We start from the raw sequence: 11,923 nt of genomic DNA, 5'->3' as shown, positions 1-11,923 counted from the left end.
TTCGTTATGGTACAGCGGTGAAGTGCTCAAGGATTTATCGAAAACCCCGTCAATCTTGCGCCCGTTCTCAGCGTATTCGTGGCTGAGTGGACGGGTGAAACGGGCTTCCGCATACGGTTCGGTCAAGGCTGTACCGCTACGCTGGTAGAACAGGCCGCGTGCCGTGGTATAAGCCACCGAGTTCAGCGTATCCTTGCTAACCTTAAACGTGTCCGATACCCCGATGCCGGGAATATAGGCACGGTATTCGCCCGCCGATTAAGGCGCTGAAATCAATGGTAGACATCTTCACCCGACAGATGCCAGTTAGCATAACGCAGCGTCAGGGGCCGCTCAGAACGGTTGCCCATCTGAGCATTCTGGATACTGACGTTGGGTAGAACGTCTGGCAGGCGTAACGCGCCATAAGGCAAGGCGAACATGCCGTTAATGCCGCTATGCAGATCGCCTGCCGTTTGCCAGTTGCCGCCAGTGTTAGTAATCAATGCACCATTGGCATCACTGCCCCAGAACTGACGCGAGTTTTGGCGTACCACCGCCCGCAAATGCGTGGTGCTGCCACTGGCGAGTGCCGTGAAGGCATTACTGCCGAAGCCAGTTTTATACCACAATGCGCCATTATCACCGGCTGCCCAAACGGCGCCACTGTGATTCCATGCGAGAGAATACAGGTGGGGTGTTCCCGTCGGTTTATCTGCCCACGGTTTCCAATGACCATACTGGCGTTGCAGGATAGTGCCATTGTCCCCCACTGCCCAGAGATCATCGGCTTTAGAGCCTCCAACGGCGTGAAGGGTAACGTTGGTAACGTTGTCATCCATGACCCACTTGACACCATTCCAGCGGATAATCGTGCCGTTGTCGCCCACTGCCCAAGCAGCACTACCCGTTTCTGCCAAAACACCACGCAAACTGGATGCTGTTGGGCTGACCACCGTTACCCAAGCACTACCGGTGTAGCGCAAGATAACCCCACCCTCACCGACAATCCACCCCTGATTCAACGGGTCGAAAGCAATTGCCAGCAGGTTAGTACTGACGGGTGAAGTAACCCGTGTCCATTGTTGCCCGTTCCAGTGCAAGATAACGCCACCATCACCAACTGCCCAAGCGGAATCTTCACGGGTAGCCGTCACGGCACGCAGTGTGCTAGTGACAGGCGTGGACTGCGCTTGCCAGCCATTTTGTGGATCATGAAACAGAACGTTACCCTGTGTGCCGACTGCCCAAACGCCCCCTCCGAGATCCCCCAGATAACCACCGACATAACCAACTTTGGGGCGTTCCGGCAAGTAACCGACCTGATTCACCTTGATATTGGTATTCAATTGTTGCCGGTCATTGTAGGTAAAACGGTATTGCGTTACTGCCATCGTATTGTCGGAAAGGTCTTGCACACCCTGTACGGTCAGCGTGTATTCCTGCCCATTCTTCAACGGCTTGGCAAATTGCAGGAACAGGTCATAACGGTTTTTGGGTATGCCGCTGTTGTCAAAGTGTTGCATACGGTAATGCATTCCCGTATCGCTGGCGGGTACTGGGCTGCTGTAAGTACTGTCAGTTGTGCTATGCAGCGTGTAGTTCGCCAAGGTGCGGATACTGCTAGCAGCATAAGCTTCGCTGAAGGTCAGACGTAATACCCGATTACTGACAGGCGTGGGAGCCGTCTCGCCCTGAGTGATAACGGTAGGCCGCGTAATATCACGCAGGGCAATATTATCCACATAGCAAGTACGATTCTTATCATCAGTAGGCCAAGCAAGGGTCTCTACATTACCGAGTGTCCACGCGGGGGTTGCCAGTTTATTCAGCGGAATTTGCACGCGTCGCCAACTCGTATCGATAACACCCCCTTCAATAAAGTCTAGGATGTTCACGGTATTGCTGCTCCGATCCCAAGTACTGAGGTGGAAAACGGGCGGGGTGCTATAACCGGCAGGACAACGGAAATAGAATTCCAAAATATCATGCGCAGAAAATCACGCCGCGAGCCGCCCCGCAATACAGTCGGTAAGCCGGGCCATGCCATTTATCAGGCTTGAGTTGCAGGGCATTATTGCCATTCAGCCCTGCGTTAGGGGTCGATTCTAGGTAGAACAGGCAACGGTTGCTGCCATTGCCAGCATCTTCAAACAACACTGGCGCAGAACCCGTTTCACCATCATAGATCAGCATATCGCCAACACCGTAGTGGGGCAGCGCCTCTGCCCATGCCGCTAGTGGCGATAGAATCCAGAAGAGTAGAATTGACCATAGACCATACCTGATTTGCATTTTTCCTCCGGCACGTTTATTTGTAGTGCTTTTAAAACTAACTGAGGTACTACCCAGTTTCAGCGTTGTCGTTATCGATTTGCGCGAGCTGGTTGCCGCCGTATGCCGTACTTGCAACGTATCCCCGTTTTGCAGCGTGCCTTTAGCCTTGGTATACACCCACCATTGATACGGTATTCCCACCCGTAATACTGAGCGCCAGCGTGGTATTGATGCCGCTGACTGTGACAACAGCCGATTCCACCAGACTACTTAAGCTCACACCCGTTTGCGGCGTAAAACTGATCGGGTCAGGCGTACTATCCACCACCAGTGTCGTACTTTTGAAAGTGTAAGTATTCGTACCTGCTTTCAGCGTCGTCGTAACAGTGGTGTTGGATTTGCTGGAAGCCGTATGCCGAATTGCAACGTATCCCCGTTTGCAGCGTGCCTTTAGCCTGGTATACACCCCACCATTGATACGGTATTCCCACCCGTAATACTGAGCGCCAGCGTGGTATTGATGCCGCTGACTGTGACAACAGCCGATTCCACCAACTGCTTAAGCTCACACCCGTTTGCGGCACAAAACTGATCGGGTCAGGCGTACTATCCATCACCAGTGTCGTACTTTGAAGGTGTAAGTATTCGTACCTGCTTCAGCGTCGTCGTAACAGTGGTGTTGGAGGCGCTGGAAGCCGTATGCCGTACTTGAACCGTATCGCCATCTTTCACTGTGCCTTAGCTTTGGTGTAAGCGCTGCCATTAAGGCGATACTCACCCCCACTGATCGTCAAGGCAGCGGTTTGGTTAAACCACTGATCTGAATGCTATTGGATTCCACCACAGTCGTTGGCTTCACCCCATTCTGATTTCAAAAGCGGTCGCAACGGGTTGAATATTAACCAAACTGTATTGGGTATTAGCGTATGCAAACGTCAAACGCCGCGCTTGCCCATTCATCACCACATCAAAACAGGGCATTCCACCACAATCCATTTTCTTCACACTCACGGCTTGTAATTGTGCTGCCTGCGGTGCTGCTTGCAATAAGAAAACCCGTACATCTTCACCGACTGGACTCAGCGGTTTAAAACGCGCCCGCTGGCGTGAAGTTATGCCACCAATACGATTGCGGTAGGCGATGACGTGTGGCTCAAGGCTGAATGCACCCGCCTGCAAGGACGCCGCACTGATCCTCCCACCACGCTGGAAGCAGCATTGCGCTCAAGACGCGCACATTCTGGTGTCAGCCGTAAACTTGGGCATTCTCCAGCGTCATCGCCACATTCTGGCGAGAAAGCTGCAACTGGTCGCCGTATCGGTTTCGGCAGCGGTATGCCAGTATTCCTGCACATCCGCCACGCCTCGGTCAGCCTTAACGGCAACGCATCCACCACCAAATAATTGCCATCATTCAGCGACAACATCCAGCGGTCGAAATAACGCAACCAACCCAGTTCAGCATCATTCGCCCCATACACCGCCTGTGCATCAAGGTGAAGACCGTCGTATCCCCAATATTCACTTTGGCTAAACGCCCCCGTTCACCGTAAATCTGACTACTGTTAATGGTGTCATTGTTGTAACTGCCGCCGCTGTAACCCGTTTGTGTCGCATTTTCAACCACCAAGGTATGGCACCCAATGGCAGATTATCAAACAACTCGTTCGTACCATCCTTTATCAAATACGGTTTTCCTTGGGCAGTTTGGCAATATCCCGTAACCAAGTCGTACAACAAACGATTGCCATACGCTGACCAAATCAGCCCACCGAATCCAACTCACGGTGCGGGAAATCATTGGGTACACCACTCACCGCGAGATAAGTTTGATCCGCTTGTTTGAAACGCAATCCCTCTTTTTGTGCCAACGTACTGCTACCCGGCAATACTGACGTAGCGAACCAGTCAACGCCTCGGTAAATAGGCTGGTACGCGTTCCCTTCTGGGTAGTGCGCTGACATTGCGCCGCCAACCCAATCCAATCGCGTGCCATGGACGGTTGCACTGCCCACGGATCTTCTAGGTCTTTGGAAAACCATTTATTGCTGAAATACTCCTGTACCTTGCACGCATCAAGGTTAACCGTGCCAATGGCTTTTTTGCCGATCATTTCTTCCCACAACAGCATGTGGAGCGGGTCGAGTGTGTACCAACCAAGTTTTTCCCAAGAATCACCGAAATCGACCATGCTACCGTCAGGTGTCATAAAATCCAGATACCAATCGGCGGTTTTAGCAATACGCTCCAGCGCACACTCTCCAGTGGCACACCAAAGCCCTGCATCACCAGATTATTGATTTCGCGCAGGCTAGAGTAGGAAACATTGGTGTATTCGACAATGCCTTCGATATACGCCCCATCCGTCAGGTAGAAATCGCGGTGTAACCATAGGCTTTCCAACACTTTTTCCAATACCACGGGCGCCCGGGATCTTCATGGTAATAAGCTAATGCCCAATAGGTTGCACCCTTGCCCAGCACGGGTGTCCAGTTATTGCCATTGAAAATCGACCAATCTTTGGCTGCATATTGTTGTAAATAACAATCAGCCAGTGCACCGAGTTTGGTATCTATGGCTTTTTTATCGGCAGCGGCTAAGTCATGCCAGAACACATCCACAAACAGCGACCAGAATTTCATGGTGGGTTCTGTGCCAAGATCAAAGCATTTATAGCCCCAATCCCACACCACTGTCGGAAACGCCGCATTTCATACGCGATAAAAGCCGCCTGTAAGGCTTGGGTTTCAGCAGCACTGTACGTGCAAGCGCTGCCCTCGCTTTGGCATTGCTTCAACTGCCGCAGCAGAAACAATACCCGCAAGGCACGATCTTGATTCCACACGGGATCCGTCGGCGGATTCAAATAGAAAGCAGCATCAGCTAACGTTTGCAAGCCAGTGGGTGAACCTCCCCGACAAGGCGCATATCCTTTGGTGTTTTTGTCCCAGACATTTTGGCATTAAAGACCACGCCCCAATCCGCATCAAGGCCGCTGTTCACACAGGCAAAGACTCAAACGGTTGCCAGTAGGCTTTCCAAGCCGCACCATTTCCCAAAAGACGTGGGTGTTGTGGGCGGGTTGATGCAATGGCTGCAAAGCGCGGGTAGTCTTCAAGCTAACGGAATGCAGTTCCAGATTTTCATTCTCGTGCGTGGTGCAGGCACTCGGATTAGCTTTTTCACACGCTTTAGTGTACTGGTTATAGGTCAACAGCGTCACGATCACTTCATCCACGCCACGCATGGCTTCTGGAACAGCCGCTTGAAACACCTGTTTACCGCTATAGCCGATTTTCTCAATCGGGTCATGTGGCCCAGTGACGGTATATTGACTATCGCCCGGTTTTGCCCACAACAAGAACAAGCCCGCCGGTACATCCGGTTGCCAGTCGGTACTCACATCCAGTTTGCACAGCCCTGTGGTAGAGTCGATTTCCGTAGGATGGCAATGCGTAGGCATAGAACCGAACAGTTTGTACCACGACAATTCGTATTCCAACGTGCTAGCCGTATGACCTTGCGGAATCGAAAAACGAAACTGCGCCCAAGCCGGTGCAGGGGTCAACGGGTAATGGATATTGTTGAGTGGCCATTTAGTGAGGAATTTGAGTGCACCGTCATCAGTTTGCGCCTGCACCTTGCAGACATCTACACCGTTACCGATAGCCCGCCCGCCCACACTTACTTGAGTCGCAGACCAGTACGCAGCAACATTACACAGCGCGGGGTTATAAGTCGCTTGCCCATTGACGACAGGGCTAATACGGTCATAGCGCACCCCTGCATCCGTTTGCGGACGTACAAGCTGTAATGGCTGCGCGGGAATAGCAGGCAACGCATTCTCCGGCAACTTAATCGACACAGCGGCAGCCGCTGGCGAAACCACACCATACCCTAGGCTCATGAGACTGATGACAAATAGCCGCAACAAGATTTTTACCACTGAAGTTAACATAGCCGTAGCCCCTCACTGGCTGATACATTGACTAGATTGTTATTTAACCACTTATTATAATAATAATTTATGACAATCGTCACATAAATTGTGTTTTATGCAACTTCAGTACCGTGATTTTAATGCCAAACTCAGTAACTTCGCGGTAATGTCAACAACAGGGATCACCCGTTCATACGGAATGCGTTTGGGACCAATCACACCCAGTACGCCCAACTGCTCACCGTCGACCTCATACGGTGCTGTCACCAAACTGCATTCGTCGAACACTGCCTGACCGGATTCGCGCCCGATGAAAATTTTCACCCCATCCGCCTGCAAGCATTTGTCCAGCAAACCCAGAATATCGCGCTTGCGGGTAAAGGCGGCAAACAATTCGCGCAGCTTGGTAATATCCGACAGGTCATCGTAACCCATCAGATTGGTTTCACCCGCAATCACGCAATCCTCTTCCTGCTTCTGATCACCCAAATCCGCGACAGTTTTTTCGCCCAGCTCAATCGCGGAAAGCATCATGCGGTTCATGTCTTCGCGGTGTTCGCGCATTTCTTCCAGCAAGGCAGCACGAGCTTGCTGTAAATCCTTGCCAATCAGGCGTTCGTTGAGGAAATTGGCGGCTTGTTGCAATTCCGAAGAACTCACATCCGCATCGAGTTGGATAATGCGGTTTTGTACCTCATTGCGGTTCATCACCAAAATCGCCAGCACTTGCCGACTCGATAAGCTCAGGAATTCAATCTGGCGGATAGATGAAGGATTGCGACGCGGCAAACTCACTACGCCCGTCAGTTGGGTAATACAAGAGAGCAAACTAGAGGCGGATTGGATTAACGCAGCGGGGTCGCGTTCCGCTTTCAACTGCCCTTGCAGGATGTGCATGGCGTGTTGTTCGAGCGGCTTGATATTCACCAACGCATCCACAAAGAGACGGTAGCCTTGCGAGGTGGGAATGCGCCCTGCCGAGGTGTGCGGGGCGCGGATATAGCCCATATCCTCCAAGTCCGCCATCACATTGCGGATGGTGGCGGCGCTCAAGTCCAAGCCACTGCTACGGGCAAGGTTGCGCGAACCGACGGGCTGTCCGTCTTGGATATAGCTTTCCACCAACACTTTGAGGATGTGGCGGGCGCGTTCGTTCAGTTCTGGGTACAGGCGTATTGTCATGCCACCATTTATAGGGGCAAAGTGCCGTAGATACAAGCCTGTTTAACTGTAACTGAACAGTCCCCCTTACCCAAACGCACTAAATTTGCGACACTCCCCCGATGACCCAACAACTGAAAGACCACAGCCTCAAACAGCTTAACAGCCAGTACCTTGCCAAGCTCACGCCGGAGGAACTGCTGCACCTGTCGACCAAGTTGTTGCATGACCTGAAAGAAGCGCGGGAACAGATCAACCAAAACTCCAACAACTCCTCCAAACCACCAGCAGCGGTTTCCCGTGGGAAACGTCACCCAAAACGGTGGCTTTGCCCGAAACAGAAGGGGTGGGTGCAGCCAGAGGAAAGCCAACCCCGGAACCAGAAGCTGTGGCGGGCACAAAGCCAGCCCAACCAGCCAAACGCAAAGCGGGTAAACAACCCGGCGCACCGGGTTATGGTCGGGTATGGCATCCGCCCATCAATGCAGACGAACACCATTACCCAGCCGATGTGAAGCCTGTGGCAGGTCCCTGGATGCGGCTGTCTCCCGTATTTATACCGCCTATGACAGTGTGGACATCCAGTTTGGCACGGATGGGAACCCCGGACTGACCGTCATCACCACCCGCCACCACCTTCACGATAGCGTATGCACCTGCGGTCATGTGAGCCGCCATATCCCGCATCGCCAAGCTCCCGACCCGTTATACCCGGAGGTTGATGTGGGCGAGTGGCGGCTGATTGGGGGCAATCTGGCGGCACTTATTGTCCACCTACGGCTGCGCTCACGCTTGTCACTGCGTGGCACACAAGAACTGTTGCGGGAGGTGTTGGGCATTCCCCTAAGTGTCGGGGTGTTGCAGCAATGTTTTGAGGAAGCAGCCGCGAGTGCTTCTCCATTGGAAGATGCCTTGGTGGAAGGGCTGTTGGCAGAAGCCACCGCTGACGGCGGGGTGCTGTATATTGATGAAACCTCTTGGAAAGAGCGTGGCGAAGCCCTGTGGCTATGGACATTCGTCACCACCCTCAGCGTTTGTTTCTACGTAGGGCAGCGCACCATTGAAATGCTCGACAACGTGATTAGCCCCCACTTTGGGGGCTGGCTGATGAGTGATGGCTATGCCGCTTACCGCCACCACCCCAAACGCTTGCGTTGCTGGGCGCACCTGATCCGCAAAGCCCGTGGGCTGGCAGAATCACTGGACAAAGACGGGCGGACGTTTGGCAACTTCACCCTCGCTTGGCTGAGGGTATTACAGGACGACATTTACGCTTGGCGGGCAGCAGGCGGCACGGTGGGGACGCAAACCGACGTGATCCGTCAACGCCATCAGGCAAAACTCCTGGAATTCAGGGCATTATGCTTGATCCATGCCGTATCTGCCCATGACAAGACGGCGGCACTGGCGAAAGAGTTCATCAATGATTGGGATGCCATTTTCCGAATCCTTGACCACCCGTGGCTTCCCTTGACCAATAATGAGGCTGAGCGGGCGTTGCGCCATTGGGTGATCCTGCGCAAAACCAACCATGGCACAAAGAGTGCTACGGGGAGCCGTGCGTTTGCCATGCTGGCCAGCATCATCGGTACTTGCCGCAAACGTGGACAGTCTGCCTTGGCTTATCTTGCCAGTGTTATTACCGCTGCCCGCGCTGGCTTTGCCCTGCCCGCTTTACCGCAAGGGGTGGGGATGTGATCAATTACGTTTAACTTGCAATTTAGATGAGGCACACATAACAGTGCGCCTCACCAATAACGGCTTAGAAGTTGTAAACCACGCCGAGTGAGATCACTGGCAAATTTTTGAGCGCATCCACATCATCCCGCACAGAGGCGATTTCAGCATCGATGTCGCTTTGTGCAACCGTGCCAGTGGATTCCGTCAAGGCGATTTTCGGGTCGCCTTGCAGGAGTACGCCCGCATCCGCTGCAAAGGTTAAGCCTTTTGCACCGTTGACTGGTCTGCCAGTGCGGAGACGGTTTGCATTCCCAGCGTGGCGGTGTAGTCCACGCCGTCGAGGGTTTCGTTGGCATCATAGTCAAACTTGTTAACACCAACGCGTAAATCCAGATTGTTGTTTACTGGCTTGACATTAGCCAAGCACATTGCCGATGCAAGCTGGGGTGAATTTACCCGCCAGCTTGCGTACAAAGCCAACTGGGCGGGCAGAACGTATGTCGAAATCGGCAGGTTCTTCCCCTCCAGTAAGCGGTGCAGTGGTTGTGGATGTGTAGTTGATCGTTTGCCATTGGCAGTACGTGTCTGGGAATGCCCTGAATGCAAGGCAATCCACGACCGTGACATAAACGCAGCCCGCAATATTTTAGCCGCCGGACGGGCGGTGTTAGCCTTTGGAGAGAATGTCAGTGACGCGTGCATTTCGGTGTATTCGTCTGGTTCTCGATGAATTAGGAATCCCCTTCCTTCAGGGAGGGGAGGAAGTCAAAAAAATATCTCCAACATTATTATCAATAAAACCGACCTTTGCGCCGGTTAGCCCAAATTGCAGAAAATGCAATGCTTTAAAAAAAGAGCTACCACTAGGGCAGCTCTAAATCCCAACTCATGAACGTGTGATTAGGGTTGCAGCGGTGTGCTGACAGTCGTGATGTCGTTAGCTTGCAGACCTTCTAGCGTACTGCCACCGAACTCGGCACGAATCATTCTGCCTTTGGTCAAATCGCCACTGGCGAGGGCAAGCAGCATGTAACCATCACCGCCATTCAACTTAATCAGGTTTTTAGCACCCGCAACTTCTTCGACAGGAATTGTTCCCTCTCCGTACTTACCATTACATTTATCACGCAGGGTAGCGGTTGCACCGTTGAAGGAAATAGTCATGGCTGTGCATTGAGGATTACCCGTCATATCAAAACTGAGGTGTTTGCCGTTCAGTGCCGCGAGTGTCAGTGGCTTGGCTTGAGTGAAGGTATTGGTGCTGTCAGTACTCATTGTCAGGGTGTTGCTGTCTTCGGCGACTTTGAAGCTACTGGTGCTGCCAGTAAACGCCAACGTCAAATCGGCACTGTTCAGATTCCAAGTGAGTGGGGCTGTTTGGGCACTCTTACCCGTTTCCTGCATATAAGCAGTTCCGTTGCCACCAACATTGAGAATTAAAAGTCCCTTGCTTGTGTCCTTAGTGGGTATGAACACTTTGCCTGCTACATCAGGCGTGGCAACGGGCGTTGGTGTAGGTGTTGGTACTGGCGTAAGCGTTGGCGTAGTGGTCGTATCTGTCGTACCGCTGGTATCTGTCGTACCGCTGGTATCCGTAGCCGCCGTGCCGGAACTGCCGCCGCAGGCTGACAGCAAAGCAAGGCTGGAAACCAGCAGAGTGGTGGATGCCAAGGTCGCAAAACGTGATGGACGATGAGTCATGAGTCTTCCCCAAGTTGTGGTCGCTGAAAAATGGCATACAGGTAGAGACTAGATGCCGAAGGCCCGGTGTTGCTGATAGCATGTATTAATATTGTGCAATTTTAAAATTACAACAGACAAGATGTAAACAGAGAATTACATACTCAATGATTTTTATCATAAAAAATGATTGAATTGATGATACCCAAGAACAACATCCCGGTAATCCTGCCATCCTGAAAATCCCAGTTCAGACAATCCATTTTCCCAAGCCTGTTTAACTTGCAATTTATTCCCAGCTTTGCCAGCCTTACCGCTTTACTCATGTAAGCGATGGTTATGAACCCGTTTTCTCACATCGGTCTGTTTACCAAACCCAACGATACCCGCGTTGATAAGACGCTGTTTCAGTTGCACGAATTCCTGTTGACACACGGTTATCACGTCCATTGCGACCGCGATGCAGGCATTATTTTGGGCTTGCCCACCATGCCCTCCGACCTACTGGCGCGGCAAATTGACCTTGCCATTGTGGTCGGTGGTGACGGCACATTACTCTCCACCGGACGTTTACTCGCCGATCACGAAGTGCCGCTCATTGGCATCAACTTGGGGCGTGTCGGCTTTCTGGTGGATATTTCCCCCGCTGACATGCTCACCCAATTGGAGCAAATGCTAGCGGGGCAGTACAAAGAAGAACCACGCTTTGTCCTCCGCGCCGAGGTGATCCGTGAAGATGAAATCATCGGCAGCGGTGAAGCGCTCAATGACGTAGTGCTGCACGTGCGCAACGAAGTCCGCATGATCGAATTCACCACACGCATTGACGGGTATTTCGTCAATACCCAACGCGCCGACGGCATTATTATTACCACGCCAACAGGCTCTACCGCTTACGCACTCTCCAGCGGGGGGCCCATTCTGCACCCTGCCCTGCAAGCGATTGCGCTCGTGCCGATTTGCCCGCATACCTTGAGTGATCGCCCGCTGGTGATCAGCAACCAAAGCGTGATCGACATCCGCCTGTGCGAAGACCGCGACGTTCCCGCGCGGGTTTCTTTCGATGGGCACAACAATATTGAACTAGAATCCGGTGACACGTTGCGCATCCACACCCGACCGGAAAAAGTGCGTTTGTTGCACCCGCAAAGCTACGATTATTTCCACATCTTGCGTGAAAAACTGCACTGGGGAGTCCAGCTTTAA

General features: G+C 52.5%; 18 protein-coding genes. 5 read left to right on the top strand and 13 right to left on the bottom strand.

Going from position 1 to position 11,923, the window contains the following annotated elements; translation table 11 throughout:
• Positions 1-272: 272 nt before the first annotated feature.
• From J1836_RS21295 to J1836_RS21280, 4 genes are all read right to left on the bottom strand, one after another.
• Entirely contained in the window at positions 273-1,877 is a 1,605-nt protein-coding gene (locus J1836_RS21295) for a YCF48-related protein (RefSeq protein WP_207253151.1), read from the bottom strand.
• An 88-nt stretch (positions 1,878-1,965) separates the two neighbouring features.
• Positions 1,966-2,274, bottom strand: a complete 309-nt coding sequence (locus J1836_RS21290) for a hypothetical protein (protein ID WP_207253149.1) — start codon at positions 2,272-2,274, stop codon at positions 1,966-1,968.
• Positions 2,275-2,416: 142 nt separating this feature from the next.
• Complete coding sequence (locus tag J1836_RS21285) at positions 2,417-2,722, bottom strand: hypothetical protein (RefSeq protein ID WP_207253148.1); 306 nt, start codon at positions 2,720-2,722, stop codon at positions 2,417-2,419.
• 389 nt (positions 2,723-3,111) lie between these two features.
• On the bottom strand, positions 3,112-3,435 hold the full coding sequence (locus J1836_RS21280; RefSeq protein ID WP_207253146.1) for a hypothetical protein: 324 nt from the start codon (positions 3,433-3,435) through the stop codon (positions 3,112-3,114).
• Between J1836_RS21280 and J1836_RS21275 the strand changes: the two genes are divergently transcribed.
• The gene (locus J1836_RS21275) at positions 3,403-3,660 is read left to right on the top strand and encodes a hypothetical protein (protein WP_207253144.1); all 258 of its coding nucleotides are present in this window, start codon (positions 3,403-3,405) and stop codon (positions 3,658-3,660) included. The two genes, J1836_RS21280 and J1836_RS21275, sit on opposite strands and share 33 nt — an antisense overlap.
• Positions 3,661-4,069: 409 nt before the next feature.
• On the opposite strand, the gene J1836_RS21270 is transcribed toward J1836_RS21275, so the two are convergent.
• From J1836_RS21270 to hrcA, 6 genes are all read right to left on the bottom strand, one after another.
• Complete coding sequence (locus J1836_RS21270) at positions 4,070-4,465, bottom strand: hypothetical protein (protein WP_207253142.1); 396 nt, start codon at positions 4,463-4,465, stop codon at positions 4,070-4,072.
• Complete coding sequence (locus tag J1836_RS21265) at positions 4,462-4,662, bottom strand: hypothetical protein (RefSeq protein WP_207253141.1); 201 nt, start codon at positions 4,660-4,662, stop codon at positions 4,462-4,464. Before J1836_RS21265 ends, J1836_RS21270 begins: the two co-directional genes overlap by 4 nt.
• Positions 4,623-4,898, bottom strand: a complete 276-nt coding sequence (locus tag J1836_RS21260) for a hypothetical protein (protein ID WP_207253139.1) — start codon at positions 4,896-4,898, stop codon at positions 4,623-4,625. Before J1836_RS21260 ends, J1836_RS21265 begins: the two co-directional genes overlap by 40 nt.
• Positions 4,895-5,152: a hypothetical protein gene (locus tag J1836_RS21255; RefSeq protein WP_207253138.1), complete on the bottom strand. Its 258-nt coding sequence runs from the start codon at positions 5,150-5,152 to the stop codon at positions 4,895-4,897. Before J1836_RS21255 ends, J1836_RS21260 begins: the two co-directional genes overlap by 4 nt.
• Positions 5,153-5,242: 90 nt before the next feature.
• A complete protein-coding gene (locus tag J1836_RS21250) occupies positions 5,243-6,214 on the bottom strand; it encodes a hypothetical protein (protein WP_207253136.1) in 972 nt (323 codons plus the stop codon).
• A 105-nt stretch (positions 6,215-6,319) separates the two neighbouring features.
• Complete coding sequence (gene hrcA / locus J1836_RS21245) at positions 6,320-7,378, bottom strand: heat-inducible transcriptional repressor HrcA (RefSeq protein ID WP_207251554.1); 1,059 nt, start codon at positions 7,376-7,378, stop codon at positions 6,320-6,322.
• Between the two features lie 101 nt (positions 7,379-7,479).
• On the opposite strand from hrcA, the gene J1836_RS21705 reads away from it, so the two are divergent.
• On the top strand, positions 7,480-7,872 hold the full coding sequence (locus J1836_RS21705) for a DUF6444 domain-containing protein (RefSeq protein WP_242632958.1): 393 nt from the start codon (positions 7,480-7,482) through the stop codon (positions 7,870-7,872).
• Positions 7,823-9,055: an IS66 family transposase gene (gene tnpC / locus J1836_RS21240; protein ID WP_242632957.1), complete on the top strand. Its 1,233-nt coding sequence runs from the start codon at positions 7,823-7,825 to the stop codon at positions 9,053-9,055. Before J1836_RS21705 ends, tnpC begins: the two co-directional genes overlap by 50 nt.
• 64 nt (positions 9,056-9,119) lie before the next feature.
• Here the strand turns inward: tnpC and J1836_RS21865 are convergent, their stop codons facing one another.
• Positions 9,120-9,245 (bottom strand): hypothetical protein, encoded by a 126-nt coding sequence (locus tag J1836_RS21865; protein WP_278189510.1) that lies wholly within the window; start codon positions 9,243-9,245, stop codon positions 9,120-9,122.
• 50 nt (positions 9,246-9,295) lie between these two features.
• Complete coding sequence (locus J1836_RS21235; RefSeq protein ID WP_207253134.1) at positions 9,296-9,460, bottom strand: hypothetical protein; 165 nt, start codon at positions 9,458-9,460, stop codon at positions 9,296-9,298.
• Between J1836_RS21235 and J1836_RS21230 the strand changes: the two genes are divergently transcribed.
• The gene (locus tag J1836_RS21230) at positions 9,447-9,767 is read left to right on the top strand and encodes a zinc ribbon domain-containing protein (RefSeq protein WP_242632956.1); all 321 of its coding nucleotides are present in this window, start codon (positions 9,447-9,449) and stop codon (positions 9,765-9,767) included. The genes J1836_RS21235 and J1836_RS21230 overlap by 14 nt on opposite strands.
• 170 nt (positions 9,768-9,937) lie before the next feature.
• On the opposite strand, the gene J1836_RS21225 is transcribed toward J1836_RS21230, so the two are convergent.
• The gene (locus tag J1836_RS21225) at positions 9,938-10,738 is read right to left on the bottom strand and encodes a hypothetical protein (RefSeq protein WP_207253132.1); all 801 of its coding nucleotides are present in this window, start codon (positions 10,736-10,738) and stop codon (positions 9,938-9,940) included.
• Positions 10,739-11,056: 318 nt separating this feature from the next.
• On the opposite strand from J1836_RS21225, the gene J1836_RS21220 reads away from it, so the two are divergent.
• Complete coding sequence (locus J1836_RS21220; RefSeq protein ID WP_207253131.1) at positions 11,057-11,923, top strand: NAD(+) kinase; 867 nt, start codon at positions 11,057-11,059, stop codon at positions 11,921-11,923.

It is taken from the genome of Thiothrix fructosivorans (assembly GCF_017349355.1).
Lineage (GTDB): Bacteria > Pseudomonadota > Gammaproteobacteria > Thiotrichales > Thiotrichaceae > Thiothrix > Thiothrix fructosivorans.
This window is presented reverse-complemented; position numbering and strand designations above follow the sequence as displayed.

Bases quoted from the DNA above. Each gene is read 5' to 3' on its own strand.
- J1836_RS21290 (WP_207253149.1), bottom strand. From the start codon at position 2,274: ATGCAAATCAGGTATGGTCTATGGTCAATTCTACTCTTCTGGATTCTA.
- J1836_RS21270 (WP_207253142.1), bottom strand. From the start codon at position 4,465: ATGACACCTGACGGTAGCATGGTCGATTTCGGTGATTCTTGGGAAAAA.
- J1836_RS21260 (WP_207253139.1), bottom strand. From the start codon at position 4,898: ATGAAATTCTGGTCGCTGTTTGTGGATGTGTTCTGGCATGACTTAGCC.
- J1836_RS21250 (WP_207253136.1), bottom strand. From the start codon at position 6,214: ATGTTAACTTCAGTGGTAAAAATCTTGTTGCGGCTATTTGTCATCAGT.
- hrcA (WP_207251554.1), bottom strand. From the start codon at position 7,378: ATGACAATACGCCTGTACCCAGAACTGAACGAACGCGCCCGCCACATC.
- J1836_RS21705 (WP_242632958.1), top strand. From the start codon at position 7,480: ATGACCCAACAACTGAAAGACCACAGCCTCAAACAGCTTAACAGCCAG.
- tnpC (WP_242632957.1), top strand. From the start codon at position 7,823: ATGGCATCCGCCCATCAATGCAGACGAACACCATTACCCAGCCGATGT.
- J1836_RS21225 (WP_207253132.1), bottom strand. From the start codon at position 10,738: ATGACTCATCGTCCATCACGTTTTGCGACCTTGGCATCCACCACTCTG.
- J1836_RS21220 (WP_207253131.1), top strand. From the start codon at position 11,057: ATGAACCCGTTTTCTCACATCGGTCTGTTTACCAAACCCAACGATACC.